The sequence below is a fragment of the Vibrio cidicii genome (assembly GCF_009665415.1).
Classification (GTDB): domain Bacteria; phylum Pseudomonadota; class Gammaproteobacteria; order Enterobacterales; family Vibrionaceae; genus Vibrio; species Vibrio cidicii.
In genome coordinates, this window is sequence record NZ_CP035921.1 from 1,728,413 (window position 1) to 1,749,420 (window position 21,008).

Here is a 21,008-nt window from a genome sequence, read left to right on the forward strand (position 1 = left end):
GGATTAATCCTCGGCCGGATTTGGATGAGCAAGGACGCTTTCGGTTTGCTCGGCGCGAAACGCTTCGACTTGTGCCATGATAGCCTCATCATGGGTGCCGAGAATTTGCGCAGCTAACAACCCTGCGTTGGCCGCCCCTGCTTCACCGATCGCCAATGTGCCAACCGCGATGCCTTTTGGCATTTGCACGATGGAGTAGAGCGAGTCCAGTCCTGAGAGTGCGCGCGATTGCACCGGAACGCCAAGTACGGGCAAACTAGTGAATGCGGCGGTCATGCCGGGTAAATGCGCAGCGCCGCCTGCACCAGCAATGATCACTTTGAGTCCGCGCGCTTTGGCGGTGGACGCGTATTCAGCCAGAAGTTGAGGGGTGCGGTGTGCCGAGACCACTTTGGTTTCGTATTCAACCCCAAATTTGTCCAACATTTCTGCTGCCAATTTCATGGTTGGCCAATCCGATTTAGAACCCATGATGATACCGACTTTCATCTCAAACTCCTTCAAGCTGCATAATTGGGTGAGCTGATAAAATTTGTGCGCATTATACGGGGTTTTTGGTGTCAAGCAAACGTTTGCGCTTTTTGCTAATCGCTGAACTCATGCAATTCCTTTTCGCTCACTGAGAGAATTGTTTGTACACTGAGAACGAATCAAACAGTGGGTAGATATGGGATGGACAATTTTCAACAGGTGCTGCGTGCTTTACAGCAAGGCGACGTTATCGCTTACCCGACCGAAGGGGTATTTGGTTTGGGCTGCGATCCGGATAACAGTAGAGCGATCGGTAAGCTGCTGGAAATCAAACAGCGCCCGGTCGATAAAGGGCTGATTTTGATTGCAGCCAATGTTGATCAGTTGTGGCCCTACATCGACCGAGACGCTCTGACTGACATTGAGATCGAACGCATGCAGCAAAGCTGGCCGGGGCCGTATACGTGGGTGGTTCCTGCCAGCACGTCTGCCTCATCTTGGGTCACGGGACAGTATGACACGGTCGCGGTGCGTGTCAGCGATCATCCTTTGGTGCAAAAGTTGTGCATCGCCTTTGCAAAGCCGTTAACCTCTACCAGCGCCAATCTGTCCGGGCTTCCTGCCTGTCTCACTTTGCAACAAGTGCAACAGCAGTTGGGCGATAAAGTTCACGCCATACTCATTGGTGAAACGGGTGGGCGAACAAAACCGAGTGAAATTCGCGATGTGCGAAGCGCACAAATATTAAGACAGGGATAACCCTGCATTGCTTCAAAGGTAAGTAAAGAATGTCAGCAATCAATAAACAAGCAGTGAAGCAGTATTTGATGGCACTGCAGGATGCAATTTGTCAGCAATTAGAACAAGAAGATGGACGAGCGCTGTTTGTCGAGGATGCTTGGCAGCGTGAACCTGGAGAAAAACTGGGCGGTGGAGGCCGCACGCGGGTAATGCGTGATGGTGATGTGTTTGAGCAAGGTGGGGTGAATTTTTCTCACGTGCAGGGCCAAATGATGCCAGCTTCTGCCACAGCGCATCGCCCGGAGTTGGCTGGGCGGCGTTTTGAAGCGATGGGCGTCTCTCTGGTGATGCATCCGAAAAACCCTTATGTACCGACCTCACACGCCAACGTGCGTTTTTTTATCGCTGAAAAAGAGGGCGAAGCGCCGATTTGGTGGTTTGGTGGCGGCTTTGACCTGACGCCTTTCTATCCGTTTGAAGAAGATTGCCAATCATGGCATGAAACGGCCAAAGCGTTATGCGCGCCGTTTGGCGAGACGGTTTACGCTGAGCACAAGGCGTGGTGCGACCAATACTTCTTCCTGCCACATCGCAACGAAACTCGCGGTGTGGGTGGTTTATTCTTTGACGATATGAACCAATGGGAATTTGATAAATGCTTTGATTATCTCAAGGCGGTGGGGGAAGGCTATTGTCAGGCGTATTTGCCAATCGTCTCACGCCGCAAAGCACTTGAATACGGTGAGCGCGAGCGGGAGTTCCAACTCTATCGTCGAGGTCGTTATGTGGAATTTAATTTGGTCTACGATCGTGGCACCTTGTTTGGTCTGCAAAGTGGCGGACGAACTGAGTCGATATTGATGTCTATGCCGCCATTGGCTCGCTGGGAATACGCTTATCAGCCACAACCGGGTTCGGCGGAAGCGCGCTTGTATGACGAGTTCCTCCAGCCGAGAGATTGGTAACGCTTTTCTCCTCAAGGAGATAATGATAGGGTCATCGAATCAGATGGCCCTGTTTTGTTTTTAAGGTAAGGAAATGACCCAGCAACTTGATCGCTATGCGGTGTTTGGTAACCCGATCGGGCACAGTAAATCGCCGTTTATCCATACCCTGTTTGCTCGCCAGACCAATCAGTCCCTAAGCTATACCGCAGAGCTCGCTCCGCTGGATGGTTTTCAGTCCGCCGCAAACGCCTTTTTTGCCACAGGTGGAAAAGGGTGTAATGTGACGGTGCCGTTTAAGGAAGAGGCTTATCAATTGGCGGATCGCTTAACCGAGCGCGCGCAACTGGCAGGGGCCGTGAATACCTTAAAGAAACTAGATGACGGTGAGATCATTGGTGATAACACCGATGGTGCAGGGTTAGTGCAAGATTTATTGCAGTATCAAGTGTCGCTTAGTGGCGCAAAAATCTTGTTAATCGGTGCTGGTGGCGCCGCGCGGGGTGTGCTCCTGCCTTTATTGCAACAGCAGCCCGCATCGTTGACTATTACCAACCGCACCTTCGCCAAAGCGCAGGCGCTTGCGGAGCTATTTTCCCCCTATGGGCCAGTTATGGCTAAAGAGATGAGTGCAATTGAGGAAGGGTACGATGTTATTATCAATTCCACCTCGGCATCTTTGAGTGACGAACTTCCCTTTGTCAGCTCCGCTATATTTACCACCAGCAGCATTAGCTACGACATGATGTATGGCAAAGGGGATACGACATTTAACCAATGGGCTAAAGCGCATGGTGTCGCCCAAGCGTATGACGGCTTGGGAATGCTGGTCAACCAAGCGGCAGAGAGTTTTATGTTGTGGCGCGGCTTGCGGCCGAGCGCAAAGCAGATATTACGTGAATTACGTAAAAACCTAGAAGGTCAGTAGTCAATGAACCAAGCCATTTTGTTCCCCGATATACAGAGTTGGGATGAGAATCGTCAGGCGGTGCAGTTTGCTGCGCAGCAATCTGGGGCTCTGATTCAGTGCTTTGTCGAGAAAGCGACGCTAGAGCAATTAACCATGTCGACGGTTGTGAACCAAGAACAAGCGCTAAGTGCATTTGCTCAGTGTCGTTTTGATCTTGAAGAAATAGCCGAAGAGTTCATTGAAGAGGAAGCCTTCGATGACGAAGGCCACATAGTTATTCGTTGATGACCTTTACTTGGCTGAGGTAGTCATTTTTGTTTTGCACGTAGTTATCCGCGGACTTTTGCAGAAATGCTCGCTCTTTGTCGGTTAAAGGACGAGCTTGCTTTACTGGGCTGCCCACGTAGAGGTAGCCACTTTCTAAGACTTTTCCTGGAGGAACTAAACTGCCTGCGCCGATCATCACCTCTTCTTCTATTATTACGCCATCCAGCACAATCGCCCCCATACCGACCAAAACCCGATCTTTTATCGTGCAGCCATGCAGCATCACTTTGTGCCCGACGGTAACATCATTACCAATGATCAGTGGATAGCCATCGGGGTTGGCGGCATTTTTATGTGTGACGTGCAAAACACTACCATCTTGGATATTGCTACGTTCGCCAATACGAATATGATTGACATCACCACGTGCGGCAACCAGCGGCCAAATGCTCGAATCATCGCCAATGTGGATGTCTCCAACTAAAACCGAGCTGCTATCGATGTAAACGCGAGCGCCGATCTGTGGACAAATAGCTTTATAACTTCTAATTGAGCTCATTATTTCTCCTTGAATTTAGGTTTAAGGCTGAAGGTTTCGGTTACTTAAGTAGCAAAAATGCCCTTTTATGCGTAAAAAACACCCATAAGGCAAAAAAAGCAAAATAAAGTGCAAAAATGGCTTGCCAATGTGATCGCAATCTCTATAATGCCACCTCGCTGACACGGCAAGGCTCCATAAGGAACCAAGACAAATCAGCAAGGTATTTTAGCCAGGTGACAAACCTGAAAAAGTTTTGAAAAAGTGGTTGACACAAAAACTTAACTCGCTAAAATGGCCGCCTCTTCCACGGTGACTCAGTCACTGAAGCAGGAAGAAAGCTCTTTAACAATATAAACCTATCAATCTGTGTGGGCACTCGTTGATGATAATCGCAAAAGATTTATCAATGAACTGAGTGACCAATTTGATACTTCGGTATCGAGCACAGTCAATTCAAGTTTTCTAGGAACTAGAAACTTATCAGTATTCATTGAGCCGAAGCGAAAGCTTCAAAAAAATTTTTAATTGAAGAGTTTGATCATGGCTCAGATTGAACGCTGGCGGCAGGCCTAACACATGCAAGTCGAGCGGCAGCACAGAGAAACTTGTTTCTCGGGTGGCGAGCGGCGGACGGGTGAGTAATGCCTGGGAAATTGCCCTGATGTGGGGGATAACCATTGGAAACGATGGCTAATACCGCATGATGCCTACGGGCCAAAGAGGGGGACCTTCGGGCCTCTCGCGTCAGGATATGCCCAGGTGGGATTAGCTAGTTGGTGAGGTAAGGGCTCACCAAGGCGACGATCCCTAGCTGGTCTGAGAGGATGATCAGCCACACTGGAACTGAGACACGGTCCAGACTCCTACGGGAGGCAGCAGTGGGGAATATTGCACAATGGGCGCAAGCCTGATGCAGCCATGCCGCGTGTGTGAAGAAGGCCTTCGGGTTGTAAAGCACTTTCAGTAGGGAGGAAGGTGGTAGTGTTAATAGCGCTATCATTTGACGTTACCTACAGAAGAAGCACCGGCTAACTCCGTGCCAGCAGCCGCGGTAATACGGAGGGTGCGAGCGTTAATCGGAATTACTGGGCGTAAAGCGCATGCAGGTGGTTTGTTAAGTCAGATGTGAAAGCCCCGGGCTCAACCTGGGAATTGCATTTGAAACTGGCAAACTAGAGTACTGTAGAGGGGGGTAGAATTTCAGGTGTAGCGGTGAAATGCGTAGAGATCTGAAGGAATACCGGTGGCGAAGGCGGCCCCCTGGACAGATACTGACACTCAGATGCGAAAGCGTGGGGAGCAAACAGGATTAGATACCCTGGTAGTCCACGCCGTAAACGATGTCTACTTGGAGGTTGTGGCCTTGAGCCGTGGCTTTCGGAGCTAACGCGTTAAGTAGACCGCCTGGGGAGTACGGTCGCAAGATTAAAACTCAAATGAATTGACGGGGGCCCGCACAAGCGGTGGAGCATGTGGTTTAATTCGATGCAACGCGAAGAACCTTACCTACTCTTGACATCCAGAGAATCTGGCGGAGACGCTGGAGTGCCTTCGGGAGCTCTGAGACAGGTGCTGCATGGCTGTCGTCAGCTCGTGTTGTGAAATGTTGGGTTAAGTCCCGCAACGAGCGCAACCCTTATCCTTGTTTGCCAGCACGTAATGGTGGGAACTCCAGGGAGACTGCCGGTGATAAACCGGAGGAAGGTGGGGACGACGTCAAGTCATCATGGCCCTTACGAGTAGGGCTACACACGTGCTACAATGGCGCATACAGAGGGCGGCCAACTTGCGAAAGTGAGCGAATCCCAAAAAGTGCGTCGTAGTCCGGATTGGAGTCTGCAACTCGACTCCATGAAGTCGGAATCGCTAGTAATCGTGGATCAGAATGCCACGGTGAATACGTTCCCGGGCCTTGTACACACCGCCCGTCACACCATGGGAGTGGGCTGCAAAAGAAGTGGGTAGTTTAACCTTCGGGAGGACGCTCACCACTTTGTGGTTCATGACTGGGGTGAAGTCGTAACAAGGTAGCGCTAGGGGAACCTGGCGCTGGATCACCTCCTTATACGATGATTATTGCGATGAGTGTTCACACAGATTGATACGGTTTAGATTAGAGCATCTAGTGGGTCTGTAGCTCAGGTGGTTAGAGCGTACGCCTGATAAGCGTAAGGTCGGTGGTTCGAGTCCACTCAGACCCACCACTATTGATGGGGCTATAGCTCAGCTGGGAGAGCGCCTGCCTTGCACGCAGGAGGTCTGCGGTTCGATCCCGCATAGCTCCACCATCTTTAAGCGCATTCAATGAGTGCTTTTAAACATGGTTTCTTTCAATAGAAAGTTAAATCTTGCTCTTTAACAATTTGGAAAGCTGACAAAGTAATTTATCTTTATGGATAGATTGCTTGTAAAGTTCTCAATGTTTGTCTTTATGACAAACACCAACAAAACACATTCAAGTGTTCTTGGGAATGTCACTTTTAAGTGACGATTCAAAATTGAGTCCGGCAAATCAAAGCTATCTCGCTCATTCAAATAATGAGATAGCAACCTTGGTTGTTTAACAAAGACCCTTTCGGGTTGTATGGTTAAGTGACTAAGCGTACACGGTGGATGCCTTGGCAGTCAGAGGCGATGAAGGACGTACTAACTTGCGATAAGCGGTGATGAGGCAGTAAGAGCCACTTGAGTCACCGATTTCCGAATGGGGAAACCCACTGGCATAAGCCAGTATCGCTGCATGAATACATAGTGCAGCGAAGCGAACCGGGAGAACTGAAACATCTAAGTACCCCGAGGAAAAGAAATCAACCGAGATTCCGAAAGTAGCGGCGAGCGAAATTGGATTAGCCCTTAAGCTTTATATGCGTTAGACGAATGGTCTGGAAAGGCCAACGATACCGGGTGATAGTCCCGTAGTTATAGGCGCATGTTCAGTGAAATCGAGTAGGGCGGGACACGTGTTATCCTGTCTGAATATGGGGGGACCATCCTCCAAGGCTAAATACTCCTGACTGACCGATAGTGAACCAGTACCGTGAGGGAAAGGCGAAAAGAACCCCTGTGAGGGGAGTGAAATAGAACCTGAAACCGTGTACGTACAAGCAGTAGGAGCACCTTCGTGGTGTGACTGCGTACCTTTTGTATAATGGGTCAGCGACTTAATGTTAGTAGCAAGGTTAACCATCTAGGGGAGCCGTAGGGAAACCGAGTCTTAACTGGGCGTATAGTTGCTAGCATTAGACCCGAAACCGAGTGATCTAGCCATGGGCAGGTTGAAGGTTGAGTAACATCAACTGGAGGACCGAACCGACTAATGTTGAAAAATTAGCGGATGACTTGTGGCTAGGGGTGAAAGGCCAATCAAACTCGGAGATAGCTGGTTCTCCCCGAAAGCTATTTAGGTAGCGCCTCGGACGAATACTACTGGGGGTAGAGCACTGTTAAGGCTAGGGGGTCATCCCGACTTACCAACCCTTTGCAAACTCCGAATACCAGTAAGTACTATCCGGGAGACACACGGCGGGTGCTAACGTCCGTCGTGGAGAGGGAAACAACCCAGACCGCCAGCTAAGGTCCCAAATTACAGCTAAGTGGGAAACGATGTGGGAAGGCTTAGACAGCTAGGATGTTGGCTTAGAAGCAGCCATCATTTAAAGAAAGCGTAATAGCTCACTAGTCGAGTCGGCCTGCGCGGAAGATGTAACGGGGCTAAGTTGTAAACCGAAGCTGCGGCAATGTTCTTTGAACATTGGGTAGGGGAGCGTTCTGTAAGCCGTTGAAGGTGTGTTGTAAAGCATGCTGGAGGTATCAGAAGTGCGAATGCTGACATGAGTAACGACAAGGGGGGTGAAAAACCTCCCCGCCGGAAGACCAAGGGTTCCTGTCCAACGTTAATCGGGGCAGGGTGAGTCGACCCCTAAGGCGAGGCCGAAAGGCGTAGTCGATGGGAAACGGGTTAATATTCCCGTACTCGATCAAATTGCGATGGGGGGACGGAGAAGGCTAGGTGGGCCTGGCGACGGTTGTCCAGGTTCAAGTGCGTAGGCTGAGTGTTTAGGTAAATCCGGATACTCTATAGGCTGAGACACGACGTCGAGCTACTACGGTAGTGAAGTCATTGATGCCATGCTTCCAGGAAAAGCCTCTAAGCTTCAGATTTGATGGAATCGTACCCCAAACCGACACAGGTGGTCGGGTAGAGAATACCAAGGCGCTTGAGAGAACTCGGGTGAAGGAACTAGGCAAAATGGTACCGTAACTTCGGGAGAAGGTACGCTCTTGATGGTGAAGTCCCTCGCGGATGGAGCTGACGAGAGTCGCAGATACCAGGTGGCTGCAACTGTTTATTAAAAACACAGCACTGTGCAAAATCGCAAGATGACGTATACGGTGTGACGCCTGCCCGGTGCCGGAAGGTTAATTGATGGGGTTAGCGCAAGCGAAGCTCTTGATCGAAGCCCCGGTAAACGGCGGCCGTAACTATAACGGTCCTAAGGTAGCGAAATTCCTTGTCGGGTAAGTTCCGACCTGCACGAATGGCGTAATGATGGCCACGCTGTCTCCACCCGAGACTCAGTGAAATTGAAATCGCTGTGAAGATGCAGTGTACCCGCGGCTAGACGGAAAGACCCCGTGAACCTTTACTACAGCTTGGCACTGAACATTGAACCTACATGTGTAGGATAGGTGGGAGGCTTTGAAGACGTGACGCCAGTTGCGTTGGAGCCGTCCTTGAAATACCACCCTTGTATGTTTGATGTTCTAACGTTGGCCCCTCATCGGGGTCGCGGACAGTGCCTGGTGGGTAGTTTGACTGGGGCGGTCTCCTCCCAAAGAGTAACGGAGGAGCACGAAGGTGGGCTAATCACGGTTGGACATCGTGAGGTTAGTGCAATGGCATAAGCCCGCTTAACTGCGAGAATGACGGTTCGAGCAGGTGCGAAAGCAGGTCATAGTGATCCGGTGGTTCTGAATGGAAGGGCCATCGCTCAACGGATAAAAGGTACTCCGGGGATAACAGGCTGATACCGCCCAAGAGTTCATATCGACGGCGGTGTTTGGCACCTCGATGTCGGCTCATCACATCCTGGGGCTGAAGTCGGTCCCAAGGGTATGGCTGTTCGCCATTTAAAGTGGTACGCGAGCTGGGTTTAGAACGTCGTGAGACAGTTCGGTCCCTATCTGCCGTGGGCGTTGGAAGATTGAAGGGGGCTGCTCCTAGTACGAGAGGACCGGAGTGGACGAACCTCTGGTGTTCGGGTTGTGTCGCCAGACGCATTGCCCGGTAGCTAAGTTCGGAATCGATAACCGCTGAAAGCATCTAAGCGGGAAGCGAGCCCTGAGATGAGTCTTCCCTGATACTTTAAGTATCCTAAAGGGTTGTTCGAGACTAGAACGTTGATAGGCAGGGTGTGTAAGCGCTGTGAGGCGTTGAGCTAACCTGTACTAATTGCCCGTGAGGCTTAACCATACAACACCCAAAGGGTTTTGGTGGACTCAAAGCAAGAACAAATTTGAATGTGTTAAAAAGAACTGAAACAGCTTTCCGAATTATTCTCTAGAAATAGAGAGAAAGAATTTGCTTGGCGACCATAGCGTTTTGGACCCACCTGATTCCATCCCGAACTCAGAAGTGAAACGAAACAGCGTCGATGGTAGTGTGGGGCTTCCCCATGTGAGAGTAGAACATCGCCAGGCTTTGAACATCCGTTTATTTGAAGCGCTGACAAGGTAAGACTTAAAATAGACACCGTGTGGAGCGGTAGTTCAGTTGGTTAGAATACCGGCCTGTCACGCCGGGGGTCGCGGGTTCGAGTCCCGTCCGCTCCGCCACTTATTCAGAAACCCAGTCTTCGGACTGGGTTTTGTCGTTTTCAGCGTGATGAATTTTTCTTTCAAGGGAATGCATCTTGCTCATGTCATACCAATCTGGAAAATTAACTTTCAGGTCTATCCATCTTCTCGAGCACATCTGTCTGACTCTGGCCGAACATTCCAAAAAACTATTCCAAGCCCTACATACTTTGGAGACAATGTCTTCGTAATCCGCAAAAGATGGATTGGCGAGATAGTGTTGTCTTAACCCACTCCACACTTGTTCTATCGGGTTGAGCTCTGGTGAATAAGGTGGGAGCTTGATGATACTGACATTATCAAATGGCTCAGCAATGTCATTGGTATGCCAACCCGCGCCAATCATAATGACCACTGCGTGACGACCTTTTTCGGTCACCGCGGAGATCTGCTTCAGATGCTCAACCATAATGTTCTTGTTAACCCAAGGAACGACCATTGCCTCGTCAATACCTCTAGCGGGACAGACAGAACCAAACAGATACGCATATTCAAATTGTTGTTGCTTCACGGCTCTGGGACGTGTTCCTTTCTCTGCCCATAACCGTGTTGTTGTGTTTTGTTGCCCAAATTTGGCTTCATCTTGAAACCAGACATCAACATGCTCTAAAGCGATATGTCCTGGGATGTTCAGGATCGTTTCAATTTTGAATTTTCTTAAAATCGTCTTGGATTTGCTGGGATTGTCTAGGATGCCTGGAGCGAAGAGAAGCCCATGTGGTCGAGCTGGTAATCGATAGAATCCGGGTGGTAGTGCTGGCCAAATTCTTTCACGATATAAGCGTGGATATCGGCTCCAGTCAGTCGTCCGCCTTGTGTATCATTGGCTTTATTTTTTATGTATTGGCTCAATTGCGCTCTTTGCTCAGAAGTTAAGAAGGGTAGTCGTCCCGTTCTTGGCTTTTCCTTCAGCCCTTCTAACCCTTCTTCAAGAAAAGTGTGAACCCACTTATTAACACTGGTTCGGCTTACCATAAGAAACTTGGCGATTTGGGTGCGAGAGTGTCCATCTTTGAAATGAGCGAGGGCCAGCAGTCTCATTTTCATCTGAATAGATTTCTGCTGGCTTGCGAGCTTTTTAAAGTCGATATTATTGAGACTGTCCATAGCGAATGAGTTTTATCGTTGAATGGCTTCAAGTAGACCATGTTTTTCTTAGATTGGTATTAGATAGCGCAAAGTGACACCTGTAACCTTTTCTTTTTACATCGCATCAAACATAGATATCGCTGGAAACGGAAGTTTTAAACTCGCTATTTTTACTGTGGTGGTTACAATATCGTCGTTTTAAGATTGTGAGGTCATTATGGGGCAGCTAGCTATATTGGGGTTTATCGCTTTAGGAGGGGCTTTTGGTGCCTGCTCTCGCTATCTAGTGTCTGAGCTCTGTGTTTTATTATTTGGGCGCGGTTTTCCTTATGGAACCTTGACCGTAAACGTTGTCGGATCATTTGTCATGGGGCTTTTGATCGCGGCATTCGAAAGCGAACTACTCGCTACTGAACCTTGGCGGCAAGTTATTGGTTTAGGCTTTCTTGGTGCCCTGACGACCTTTTCAACCTTCTCCATGGACAATGTGCTACTGATGCAGCAAGGTGCTTTTCTTAAGATGGGGCTGAATATTCTGCTCAATGTGACGCTAAGTATTGGCGCTGCATGGTTTGGATTTCAGCTCTTAAAGCAGTGATGTTCAAATCTAATTTTCCAACAAATTTTTTACAGGTCAGCTTGGTTTAACCAAGTCGATTGCTTATAATCGCTTCACTTGTCGGAGTGCCATAAGGCTGAGACCGTTTATTCGGGATCCGTTGAACCTGATCAGGTTAATACCTGCGAAGGGAACAAGAGAAGATTTTAGTAGCTAAATTCTACTAGTGTCTTATCAAAGTTCGAATTTTGCGCGCAGAGCCATCTGCAATTTGTGTAAGTTCGATCCCTCTTGTCGCATTTTTCCGCCAAGCATTTTCATCCGTCACCTTTTTATCTTGCATAACAAGAAAGGAAAAATGCTATGTCGAATCGCAAGCAAGCGAGACTGGAAGCCAAACAGTTCATTGATACTCTTTCAGTACAAGCGTACCCCAATTCCAACAAAATTTATGTCGAAGGTTCTCGGCCTGATATTCGAGTGCCAATGCGCGAAATATCTCTGGCGGATAGCCTCATCGGTGGTTCAAAAGAGGCTCCTATTTTGGCGCCCAATGAGCCGATTAGAGTCTACGATACGTCTGGCGTTTATACCGATCCACAGCACACTATTGACCTCTATAACGGCTTGCCCAAGCTAAGAGAGGGCTGGATTGCTGAACGTGCTGACACTGAAGTTCTCGATGAAGTGAGTTCGGTCTACACCAAACAGCGTTTAGATGATGAGACGTTAGACGAGTTACGTTACGGCAATTTACCGCGTATTCGTCGCGCTAAAACGGGCCATTGTGTTACGCAATTGCATTACGCACGTAAGGGCATTATCACGCCCGAAATGGAATTCATTGCGCTGCGTGAAAATATGGGCAGGGCACAGTATCGTGATGAGGTATTAACTCAGCAGCATCCTGGGCAAAGTTTTGGTGCCAATCTACCCAAAGAAATTAGCGCAGAATTTGTCCGCCGAGAAGTGGCAGAAGGACGTGCGATTATCCCTTCCAATATCAATCACCCTGAATCTGAGCCAATGATCATTGGTCGTAACTTCTTGGTCAAAGTGAACGCTAACATTGGCAACTCTTCAGTCACATCTTCAATTGAAGAAGAAGTGGAAAAGCTAGTTTGGGCTACGCGCTGGGGTGGCGATACCGTCATGGATCTCTCTACAGGGCGTAACATTCACGAAACTCGCGAGTGGATCCTGCGTAATAGCCCGGTGCCAATTGGTACTGTCCCTATGTATCAAGCTTTAGAGAAGGTAAATGGTATTGCGGAAAACCTTAACTGGAAAGTTATGCGCGATACACTGATTGAACAGGCTGAGCAAGGCGTTGACTACTTCACTATCCATGCAGGCCTACTGCTACGTTATATTCCGATGACGGCGAAGCGTGTGACCGGCATTGTCTCTCGTGGCGGATCCATCATTGCCAAATGGTGTCTGGCACACCATCAAGAGAGTTTTTTGTATACCCATTTCCGGGAAATTTGCGAGATTTGTGCGAAGTATGATGTGGCGCTTTCTTTGGGTGATGGGCTTCGTCCCGGCTCCGTTGCGGATGCGAACGATGAAGCGCAGTTTGCTGAGTTAAGAACGCTGGGAGAACTCACTAAAATTGCTTGGGAATACGACGTTCAGGTGATTATCGAAGGCCCCGGGCATGTTCCGATGCACATGATAAAAGAGAACATGGACGAACAGCTTAAGCATTGTCATGAAGCGCCATTTTACACCCTTGGCCCGTTAACCACGGATATTGCCCCTGGTTATGACCACATTACTTCTGGGATTGGTGCGGCCATGATTGGCTGGTATGGCTGTGCCATGCTTTGCTACGTAACACCAAAGGAACACCTAGGGCTGCCCAATAAGGACGATGTGAAAACGGGGCTAATTACCTACAAGCTGGCCGCGCATGCTGCCGACTTAGCTAAAGGGCATCCGGGAGCTCAAGTGCGTGACAACGCGCTATCAAAAGCCCGTTTTGAGTTCCGCTGGCAAGACCAATTCAATCTGTCGCTCGATCCGGATACCGCCCGGGCTTATCACGATGAAACGCTACCACAAGAATCGGGCAAGGTTGCCCATTTCTGCTCTATGTGTGGACCCAAATTCTGCTCGATGAAAATCTCTCAAGAAGTTCGTGAGTACGCCAAGGATTTACAAACGGCTGATGGCGAAGAAATTGAAATTAAGCTGATTGACGATCCACTGGAAGGAATGCGACAAAAATCGGCAGAGTTTAAAGCTTCTGGTTCAGAGCTCTATCACCCTGCTACCATGGCCAGTGTGGAGGAGTAACCATGAAACTGCTGATCCCATCCGATATCATCGAAGTGACCGGAGATATTCAGCAGTGTTTGCTTTTGGCAGAACAGCAAGGCTTTGCCATTGAGCATATCGAGTTGGGTGTTAGCCCAACTCGGACATTGCAACTGATTTCTAACCAAGACCATTTCGCTGTTGCCACCGATCTGTTGGATAAAGACCCAATTCAAACCACAGAGTATGACTGCTGTTTGTGCTATTTGTCGTCAGCGTCAATAGAATCTCTGACGATGGATTCGCGTAAAGTCTTTATTCATCTCACTGACTCCAATGGCGACAAGTACGATATTTGGACGAATCCTCTCAATCACCAACGTCAAGCGCTGAGAAACACAGATAGCAGACTGCTTTCCCGAGCTGCTATGTGTCGTCATTTAGCGTGGTTTATCACCTTATCCGCACTGAGTTTTCCACTAGAAGATAGCCTCACTTTAGCAAGAGCGATGTTGAATGTTTCACGTGAAACATGGGCATTTGAGTACTCCGCTTTTCCCACACCCGTCCTAGAGCACAAGGATTTTGATATTCGCCTTGAATGGCTGTTGGCCAGTTTTAACAAGGTTTTTCCCAAGCTGGAACCACATAGCCTTGGATTGTATCCGGTAGTGGACAGTGTTGAATGGATAGAACAGCTTTTGCCACTGGGGATCAAAACAATACAGCTGAGAATAAAACAACCAGAACGAGTCGATTTAGAAGCACAGATCATTCGTGCGATCGAGCTGGGACGTGAGTATAACGCACAGGTGTTTATTAATGACTATTGGCAGCTTGCTATCAAACATGGCGCCTTTGGTGTGCACTTAGGCCAAGAGGATTTGCAAGCATCCAATCTTACCCAGTTGGCAGGCGTCGGGATTGCTCTTGGGCTTTCAACACATGGTTATTACGAATTACTGCGTATCGTGCAACTCGCGCCAAGCTATATCGCGCTCGGTCATATTTTTCCGACCACCACCAAACAGATGCCGTCTCAGCCACAAGGCCTGACTCGTTTAGCGCTCTATCAGAAACTGATAGATACCATTCCTTATGGCGAGCAAAAGGGAATACCTACCGTTGCTATCGGTGGTATTGATCTTGGCAATGCAAGCCAAGTTTGGCAAACCGGTGTTTCATCGCTCGCTGTGGTGAGGGCAATCACGCAAGCCAATGATGTCCAAACGGCGATTGGCGACTTTAGAGAGGTTATGGTGAGCAATTCGGAACAGCGCAGTTGTGCTACATCCTTACATTATGATCATCTGCATAAGGAGTGTCGTCATGTTGAACAGTGATCTATTCCTTCGCTATCAACGGCAAGTTGCATTAGAGGAAGTCGGTGAATCTGGACAGCAGCGTCTTATCGAAGCTTCGGTTTTGCTAATTGGATGCGGTGGTCTGGGGTGCGCGGCTGCACTCTACCTAGCAGGCGCTGGGGTTGGTCGTTTGGTTCTCGTGGATGATGATACTGTTGAGGTGAGCAACTTACAGCGCCAAGTGGCTTATCGCAGTGGCGATATTGCCAGCCGTAAATCGCAGGCTTTGCGCAACCAGCTCAACCAGCTTAATCCCGAGGTTCATATTCGAGCACTAAATCAGCGTATCAGCGCTACACAATTGAGTATGGAAGTGATGATGGCCGATGTTGTGTTGGACTGTACCGACAATTTCCCCAGTCGCCAAGCCATTAACCTTGCTTGTTTACAGCAGCGTAAGCCGCTGATAACGGCTGCGGCGATTGGCTGGCTTGGGCAGTTTAGCGTGTTTGACTACACAGCTGGCGATAGCGCGACCGCCTGTTATCACTGCGTCTATCCTTTTGATGACGCTGAGCAGAGTCAGCGTTGTAGTGATCTTGGTGTGATGGGACCTGTGGTCGGTATTCTTGGCAACTACCAAGCATTGGCAGCAATACAAAAGCTCGCAACCGGGCGTTTTCATCTAGCGCGCAATCAACTGCATTTGTTTGATGGCTTAACCATGACATGGCAGACAGTGAATGCCGTTCGCGACGCTCACTGTGCTCATTGTAGCAATATGGCTTAAAGGGGAAGAGTAATGGAATCGATAGCGATTGTGTTTAACGGTATGCCGCAGAAAATCGCAACTGGTAAGACACTGCAACAGATGATAAACGAGCTCTCTTTGACAAGTCATGGCAGTGTGTTTGCGGTGAATAACCAAGTCGTACCGCGAAGTGAATGGCAAACGCGAGTGTTGTGTGAGGGAGATAGTATCTCGCTGTTTCAAGCGATTGCGGGAGGGTAGCGCTATGTTGAAGATCGCAGATAAAGAATTTAGCTCAAGACTATTTACTGGAACGGGGAAATTTGCCAACAGCCAGTTAATGGCCAAAGCGCTAACCGCTAGCGGTTCTCAGCTTGCAACCATGGCTCTGAAAAGGGTGGACATTACAGACCGTCATGATGACATTCTTTCTCCCTTGGTCGCGGCGGGTATTCATTTGTTGCCCAATACGTCTGGGGCGAAGAACGCTCAAGATGCAATATTTGCGGCTCACTTGGCTCGGGAGGCGCTCGGTACTCACTGGCTGAAACTGGAAATTCACCCCGACCCCAAGTACTTGATGCCCGATCCGATTGAGACATTGTTGGCAGCGGAACAACTGGTAAAAGATGGCTTTATCGTGTTGCCGTATTGTCATGCCGATCCGGTTCTTTGCAAGCGACTTGAAGAGGTAGGATGCGCCGCAGTGATGCCTTTGGGCGCGCCAATCGGTTCAAACAAGGGACTGGTTTCGGCAGATTTCTTACAGATCATTATCGACCAAGCCAAGGTTCCTGTGGTGGTGGATGCTGGGATTGGTGCTCCTTCACATGCGGTTCGCGCGATGGAGTTGGGGGCCGATGCCGTTCTTGTCAACACGGCGATAGCCACAGCGAGTGATCCTGTCGCGATGGCCCGTGCCTTTAAGTTAGCCGTTGAAGCGGGCCGTGCGGCTTACCACGCTGGCTTAGCCGGACAAGTTTCGCATGCCATCGCTTCAAGTCCACTGACTTCATTCTTGGATTGTTGAGGAAACACACATGAGTTTTGTTGAGTGTTTTAATCAGCTAAATTGGGATGATGTGTCTTTGTCTATTCGGGCAAAAACGGCAAAAGAGGTGGAACTGGCACTGAGTAAAGAAAAGTTGGATCTCGAAGACTTCAAGGCACTGATATCGCCCGTTGCCGAAAACTATTTGGAAGCGATGGCGCAACGTTCCTACGCTCTTACGCGAAAGCGGTTTGGCAATACGGTCTCACTTTATATCCCACTCTATCTCTCAAACTTGTGTGCCAATGCGTGCACCTACTGCGGTTTTTCGATGGAAAACCGCATTAAGCGCCGCACGCTTAACCAAGTTGAAATTGCCGCAGAAATTGCGGCAATCAAGCGGATGAATTTTGATAGTGTGCTGCTCGTGACCGGTGAACATGAGACAAAAGTCGGCATGAATTACTTTCGTCAAGTTGTGCCGATGATTAAGCAGCAGTTCAACTATTTGGCGATGGAAGTGCAACCTTTGCAGCAAGAGCAATACGAGGAGCTGATTTCGCTCGGATTGGATGCGGTGATGGTTTACCAAGAGACGTACCATCCGTCGACCTATGCTCAGCATCATCTACGCGGTAACAAAACCAATTTTGAGTTTCGTTTGGAAACCCCCGATCGCCTCGCGCGCGCTGGCATCGACAAAATTGGCATTGGCGCTTTGATTGGTTTGGAGGATTGGCGTACTGATTGTTTTTTTACTGCTGCGCATCTTGAGTATTTAGAACGCACCTACTGGCAGACGCGCTACTCCATCTCATTTCCTCGTCTTCGACCATGTGCCGGGGCATTGCCACCGAAATCGGAGATGACAGATAAGCAATTGGTGCAACTGATTTGTGCCTACCGACTGTTTAACCCTGAGGTAGAGCTCTCTTTGTCCACCCGCGAGTCTGCCTTTTTTAGAGACAATGTCTTACCGCTCGGCATTACTTCAATGTCTGCCGCATCTAAAACCCAGCCTGGTGGCTATGCAATGGCAGATGTCGAACTGGAGCAATTTGAGATCAGTGATGAGCGCAGTGCTGAGTCAGTGGCGGCGATGATTCGCAGCAAAGGCTTTGAACCGGTTTGGCGTGATTGGCATAGCGCTTATTCAGGGCTACGCAGCTGAGTCTAGGAGACTCACTTGCATTGAAAGGCGAGTGTTTCACGTGAAACAAAAGGGTTGAGGCAGCTACCTCAACCCTTTTTACTTGTGAACCAATTCGCAAATGCCTAATTCGGTACACTTTGGCAGTACTAGGTCGGTGCTAATTGCGAACTAAGTGCTAATTGCGAACCAACGGCTGCGTTGCGGCTGACAGCCAAGCTTTCACATCGCTATCCACCAATGGGCTGAGCGCGTGCCAAACTTTTTGATGATAGTCGTTGAGCCAATTTAGCTCCGCGTCTGTCAGCATATCGACATTAATGTTCCGCTTGTCGATCGGGCAGCGAGTCAAGGATTCAAAAGCCAGCACAGGGAAATCCCCTTGCGTTGGCTGCTCGACCACCAACTCCAGATTCTCAATACGGATACCAAATGCATCAGCACGGTAATAACCCGGTTCATTAGAAAGCACCATGCCGGCCACCAGTGGGACATCAATCTGTCGCTTGGAGATGCTGGCTGGGCCTTCATGCACGCTGAGGAAATGGCCAACACCATGACCAGTGCCGTGATCATAGTCGAAGCCTTCTGCCCAAAGATGTTGACGGGCTAACGTATCGATTTGATAACCACGTGTGCCTTTAGGGAAGCGTGCGCTGGCCACACCGATGTGACCTTTCAGCGCCAAAGTGAACTGTTTGATCATCTCTGCGCTTGGATTACCGATAGCAATTGTACGTGTGATGTCGGTGGTGCCATCCAGATATTGGCCGCCTGAGTCGACCAGATACAGAGTATCCATTTGCAACTGTCCTGGCTTGGGCTGGTTTTCATGATTGTAGTGGCACATGGCAGCATTGCTGCCCGCCGCTGATATCGTGTCAAAGCTGAGGTCTTTCAGGGTCGGATCTTCGCGGCGAATCGCTTCCAACTTGTCGGCCAGTGTTGCTTCATCATGCAGGTGGCCCGCAGCGACTTCTGCGTCCAGCCAACAAAGAAACTTAGACATCGCCACACCATCACGAACATGACACGCTTTCATGCCCTCAATCTCAACGGCGTTTTTCGCCGCTTTTGGCATCAAGCAAGGATCGGCGGCACTGATAACCTCTGCGCCCGCATTTTGTAGCACCAACTTGAACCAAGCGTTGCTGGTTGCGGGATCGACCAGCACTTTTTTCCCGCTCAACGCTTGTAGGCGATCCGCGAGTTGCTCTGGGTGATAAACAGTGACACCTTGGCCAACATGTGCGGCAAACTCGCTGGGTAAGCGAGCCGGATCGAGGAAGTACTCGACACTGCCGTCGTGATGCAAAATTGCGTGTGAAAGCAAAACAGGCAGACGAGAGACATCAAGACCGCGCACATTGAGTAACCAGCAAATGGAATCGAGCGCGGTAATCACCGCACTGTCAGCACCGCTTTGGTTGACCAGTTGCGCTATCTCTTCGCGCTTACTGGCACAAGATTGGCCGACCGCTTCGGTTGGCATCAATCTGACTTCAGAAACCATAGGGGCAGGGCGATCGTGCCAAAGTTGATCGATAGGGTTTTCTTCCAATATCTTTAGCTGCAACACATCCGCCAATTTGTTTTGCGCGTTGCTAAGCCAAGTAGCATTGTGCATGCGTGGATCGATTGCTACCGATGCCCCACGCGGCAAGTTTATTTTGAGCCAATCGAGCGCCGGCTCTTCAATCAGGTGGCGATATTCAAAGAGCTCAGCAGGGACTTGTTTGGTCACTTGCACTGTGTAGCGACCATCAACAAATATCGCTGCTTTTTCTTGGGTGATCACGGCTGCGCCAGCAGAGCCGGTGAACCCGCTCAACCAATGTAAGCGTTCGTTGTGCGCAGGGACGTATTCGCCCAGATATTCATCTTCGTGTGGAACGAGTAGGGCGTCGATGTTGTGTTGCACTAACCATTGACGAATGGCGGCAACACGCTCGTGAGTAGCATTATGCATCTGTTGTCTTTTCCTTTTATTGTGGCTCCGTTTGCTCAGGTTGGGAGCAGCGCCTTACCTTCCGTGTAAGGACCACAGACCATCGATGAGCCCGGAGGACTATCGGCTGTTAAGCTACTCATTTTATCCCAAGCACGCAAATAAATGGCGAAATTTTTACCTAAGGTGCAGCGTCTTCTGCGTGATCATATTACGCAGCCAGCTCAGTGCAGGGTCGTTTTCTCTATCACGATGCCAGAACAAAGTATACGCCATTGGGGGGAACTCGATCGGTAGCGGCAGCACTTGCAGATCAAGCTGTTTGGCCGCGAGATGGACGAAGTGGCTCGGCGCGGTGAAGACAAAATCGGTGTAAGAGCAGAGATTGGCTGCGCTATTGAAGTCAGGAACGGTGATGGCGATGTCACGCTCTCGGCCAATATCGGCCAAGCGGTAGTCGAGCAACCAACGCTCGTTGCCATCACAGCGCACTTGCACGTGACGCAGTGAAAGGTAGCTTTCAAGGTTCCAGCCTTGCTTAAGGGCGGGGTGATTTTTTCGCACCACACACATCTGGTTGTCGCGATAAATCTCTTGTTCGCGAATATCCGCTGGCGGCAGCATGGTCAGTTTGGCGTCGTTGATGTCGATATCTTTGCCTGTAATACCGAGATCGAGTTCGCCGCGCTGCAGCATTTTGAAGGTCTGATCTGACCAAGAGTGGGTGCTGATGGTGACATTCGGTGCTTGGTGGAAAATCGATGGCAGAAAATGGGGCAAGATCAGCGGGTACACACTTTCCACTGCGGCGATACGAAAACGGTATTCACTGCTGTCAGGATGAAACTGCTCTGGCAAGGTGAGCATCTCTAACTGGTTGATCAGCAGTTCGAGCTTTGGACGCAGGAACAGCGCACGTGCTGTGGGGGTTAAACCGTGTGAGTGGCGCACAAACAGCGGGTCGTCAAACTGCTCGCGCAGTTTAGCCAAGGATTTACTCACCGCTGATTGGCTTAAACAGAGCCGATGCGCGGCTCGGGTCACATTTAGCTCGTCAAACAGCACTTTAAGACACACCAGCAGATTGAGATCCAAACGCGATAATTTCTCAATGTTCATTTTTGAGTTTCCAAATGGGAATATCAACGATGAATATACATCATTTCTATTCATATCACGATGTGGATAAACTTCAGCAAAAGTTCTTGTTCAATTTGGAGTGTT

15 protein-coding genes, 3 tRNA genes, 3 rRNA genes, 1 pseudogene and 1 riboswitch are annotated in these 21,008 nt (G+C 49.4%); of the genes and pseudogenes, 17 read left to right on the plus strand and 5 right to left on the minus strand.

From position 1 onward, the window contains the following. Positions 1-3: 3 nt before the first annotated feature. Positions 4-489, minus strand: a complete 486-nt coding sequence (purE, locus tag EWA64_RS08865) for a 5-(carboxyamino)imidazole ribonucleotide mutase (RefSeq protein WP_061893133.1) — start codon at positions 487-489, stop codon at positions 4-6. A 183-nt stretch (positions 490-672) separates the two neighbouring features. On the opposite strand from purE, the gene tsaC reads away from it, so the two are divergent. The 4 genes from tsaC to EWA64_RS08885 all read left to right on the plus strand — a co-directional run bounded on the left by tsaC (position 673) and on the right by EWA64_RS08885 (position 3,351). Further along, on the plus strand, positions 673-1,230 hold the full coding sequence (gene tsaC, locus EWA64_RS08870; RefSeq protein WP_061893134.1) for an L-threonylcarbamoyladenylate synthase type 1 TsaC: 558 nt from the start codon (positions 673-675) through the stop codon (positions 1,228-1,230). Positions 1,231-1,259: 29 nt separating this feature from the next. Next, a complete protein-coding gene (hemF, locus tag EWA64_RS08875) occupies positions 1,260-2,177 on the plus strand; it encodes an oxygen-dependent coproporphyrinogen oxidase (RefSeq protein ID WP_061893135.1) in 918 nt (305 codons plus the stop codon). Positions 2,178-2,250: 73 nt separating this feature from the next. Then, a complete protein-coding gene (gene aroE / locus EWA64_RS08880; protein WP_061893136.1) occupies positions 2,251-3,084 on the plus strand; it encodes a shikimate dehydrogenase in 834 nt (277 codons plus the stop codon). A gap of 3 nt (positions 3,085-3,087) precedes the next feature. Continuing rightward, a complete protein-coding gene (locus EWA64_RS08885; protein WP_061893137.1) occupies positions 3,088-3,351 on the plus strand; it encodes a DUF1488 family protein in 264 nt (87 codons plus the stop codon). Here EWA64_RS08885 and EWA64_RS08890 read toward each other — a convergent pair. After that, complete coding sequence (locus tag EWA64_RS08890) at positions 3,341-3,892, minus strand: gamma carbonic anhydrase family protein (RefSeq protein ID WP_061893138.1); 552 nt, start codon at positions 3,890-3,892, stop codon at positions 3,341-3,343. The two genes, EWA64_RS08885 and EWA64_RS08890, sit on opposite strands and share 11 nt — an antisense overlap. A 504-nt stretch (positions 3,893-4,396) precedes the next feature. On the opposite strand from EWA64_RS08890, the gene EWA64_RS08895 reads away from it, so the two are divergent. From EWA64_RS08895 to EWA64_RS08920, 6 genes are all read left to right on the plus strand, one after another. Beyond that, positions 4,397-5,939: ribosomal RNA gene (locus tag EWA64_RS08895) — 16S ribosomal RNA — on the plus strand. A gap of 62 nt (positions 5,940-6,001) precedes the next feature. Continuing rightward, positions 6,002-6,078 (plus strand) — tRNA-Ile (locus tag EWA64_RS08900). 8 nt (positions 6,079-6,086) lie between these two features. Further along, a tRNA-Ala gene (locus tag EWA64_RS08905) sits at positions 6,087-6,162 on the plus strand. A gap of 298 nt (positions 6,163-6,460) precedes the next feature. Next, a 23S ribosomal RNA gene (locus EWA64_RS08910) occupies positions 6,461-9,347 on the plus strand. 111 nt (positions 9,348-9,458) lie between these two features. After that, positions 9,459-9,574 (plus strand): 5S ribosomal RNA (gene rrf / locus EWA64_RS08915). Together the 16S, 23S and 5S rRNA genes with 3 tRNA genes alongside form the textbook arrangement of a ribosomal RNA operon. Before the next feature lie 58 nt (positions 9,575-9,632). Next, positions 9,633-9,709: transfer RNA gene (locus EWA64_RS08920), tRNA-Asp, on the plus strand. A gap of 112 nt (positions 9,710-9,821) precedes the next feature. Here EWA64_RS08920 and EWA64_RS08925 read toward each other — a convergent pair. Beyond that, positions 9,822-10,837 (minus strand): annotated as a pseudogene (locus EWA64_RS08925) (IS630 family transposase); the annotation flags it as partial. A 199-nt stretch (positions 10,838-11,036) separates the two neighbouring features. On the opposite strand from EWA64_RS08925, the gene crcB reads away from it, so the two are divergent. The 7 genes from crcB to thiH all read left to right on the plus strand — a co-directional run bounded on the left by crcB (position 11,037) and on the right by thiH (position 17,857). Next, positions 11,037-11,417, plus strand: coding sequence for a fluoride efflux transporter CrcB (gene crcB / locus EWA64_RS08930; protein WP_061893147.1), 381 nt, complete (start codon positions 11,037-11,039; stop codon positions 11,415-11,417). 72 nt (positions 11,418-11,489) lie between these two features. Then, a riboswitch (TPP riboswitch) is annotated at positions 11,490-11,588 on the plus strand. 153 nt (positions 11,589-11,741) lie between these two features. Then, on the plus strand, positions 11,742-13,679 hold the full coding sequence (gene thiC, locus EWA64_RS08935; RefSeq protein ID WP_061893148.1) for a phosphomethylpyrimidine synthase ThiC: 1,938 nt from the start codon (positions 11,742-11,744) through the stop codon (positions 13,677-13,679). A gap of 2 nt (positions 13,680-13,681) precedes the next feature. Continuing rightward, positions 13,682-14,983 (plus strand): thiamine phosphate synthase, encoded by a 1,302-nt coding sequence (locus tag EWA64_RS08940; protein ID WP_061893149.1) that lies wholly within the window; start codon positions 13,682-13,684, stop codon positions 14,981-14,983. Next, on the plus strand, positions 14,970-15,734 hold the full coding sequence (locus EWA64_RS08945) for a HesA/MoeB/ThiF family protein (protein WP_061893150.1): 765 nt from the start codon (positions 14,970-14,972) through the stop codon (positions 15,732-15,734). Before EWA64_RS08940 ends, EWA64_RS08945 begins: the two co-directional genes overlap by 14 nt. A 12-nt stretch (positions 15,735-15,746) precedes the next feature. After that, on the plus strand, positions 15,747-15,956 hold the full coding sequence (gene thiS / locus EWA64_RS08950; RefSeq protein WP_061893151.1) for a sulfur carrier protein ThiS: 210 nt from the start codon (positions 15,747-15,749) through the stop codon (positions 15,954-15,956). Positions 15,957-15,960: 4 nt separating this feature from the next. After that, entirely contained in the window at positions 15,961-16,725 is a 765-nt protein-coding gene (locus tag EWA64_RS08955; protein ID WP_061893152.1) for a thiazole synthase, read from the plus strand. 10 nt (positions 16,726-16,735) lie between these two features. Then, entirely contained in the window at positions 16,736-17,857 is a 1,122-nt protein-coding gene (thiH, locus tag EWA64_RS08960) for a 2-iminoacetate synthase ThiH (RefSeq protein WP_061893153.1), read from the plus strand. 157 nt (positions 17,858-18,014) lie between these two features. Here the strand turns inward: thiH and EWA64_RS08965 are convergent, their stop codons facing one another. Then, positions 18,015-19,805: an aminopeptidase P family protein gene (locus tag EWA64_RS08965; protein WP_061893154.1), complete on the minus strand. Its 1,791-nt coding sequence runs from the start codon at positions 19,803-19,805 to the stop codon at positions 18,015-18,017. 156 nt (positions 19,806-19,961) lie between these two features. Next, a complete protein-coding gene (locus EWA64_RS08970) occupies positions 19,962-20,903 on the minus strand; it encodes a LysR family transcriptional regulator (protein WP_061893155.1) in 942 nt (313 codons plus the stop codon). Between the last annotated feature and the right edge of the window lie 105 nt (positions 20,904-21,008).

Bases quoted from the DNA above. Each gene is read 5' to 3' on its own strand.
- purE (WP_061893133.1), bottom strand. From the start codon at position 489: ATGAAAGTCGGTATCATCATGGGTTCTAAATCGGATTGGCCAACCATG.
- tsaC (WP_061893134.1), top strand. From the start codon at position 673: ATGGACAATTTTCAACAGGTGCTGCGTGCTTTACAGCAAGGCGACGTT.
- hemF (WP_061893135.1), top strand. From the start codon at position 1,260: ATGTCAGCAATCAATAAACAAGCAGTGAAGCAGTATTTGATGGCACTG.
- aroE (WP_061893136.1), top strand. From the start codon at position 2,251: ATGACCCAGCAACTTGATCGCTATGCGGTGTTTGGTAACCCGATCGGG.
- EWA64_RS08885 (WP_061893137.1), top strand. From the start codon at position 3,088: ATGAACCAAGCCATTTTGTTCCCCGATATACAGAGTTGGGATGAGAAT.
- EWA64_RS08890 (WP_061893138.1), bottom strand. From the start codon at position 3,892: ATGAGCTCAATTAGAAGTTATAAAGCTATTTGTCCACAGATCGGCGCT.
- crcB (WP_061893147.1), top strand. From the start codon at position 11,037: ATGGGGCAGCTAGCTATATTGGGGTTTATCGCTTTAGGAGGGGCTTTT.
- thiC (WP_061893148.1), top strand. From the start codon at position 11,742: ATGTCGAATCGCAAGCAAGCGAGACTGGAAGCCAAACAGTTCATTGAT.
- EWA64_RS08940 (WP_061893149.1), top strand. From the start codon at position 13,682: ATGAAACTGCTGATCCCATCCGATATCATCGAAGTGACCGGAGATATT.
- EWA64_RS08945 (WP_061893150.1), top strand. From the start codon at position 14,970: ATGTTGAACAGTGATCTATTCCTTCGCTATCAACGGCAAGTTGCATTA.
- thiS (WP_061893151.1), top strand. From the start codon at position 15,747: ATGGAATCGATAGCGATTGTGTTTAACGGTATGCCGCAGAAAATCGCA.
- EWA64_RS08955 (WP_061893152.1), top strand. From the start codon at position 15,961: ATGTTGAAGATCGCAGATAAAGAATTTAGCTCAAGACTATTTACTGGA.
- thiH (WP_061893153.1), top strand. From the start codon at position 16,736: ATGAGTTTTGTTGAGTGTTTTAATCAGCTAAATTGGGATGATGTGTCT.
- EWA64_RS08965 (WP_061893154.1), bottom strand. From the start codon at position 19,805: ATGCATAATGCTACTCACGAGCGTGTTGCCGCCATTCGTCAATGGTTA.
- EWA64_RS08970 (WP_061893155.1), bottom strand. From the start codon at position 20,903: ATGAACATTGAGAAATTATCGCGTTTGGATCTCAATCTGCTGGTGTGT.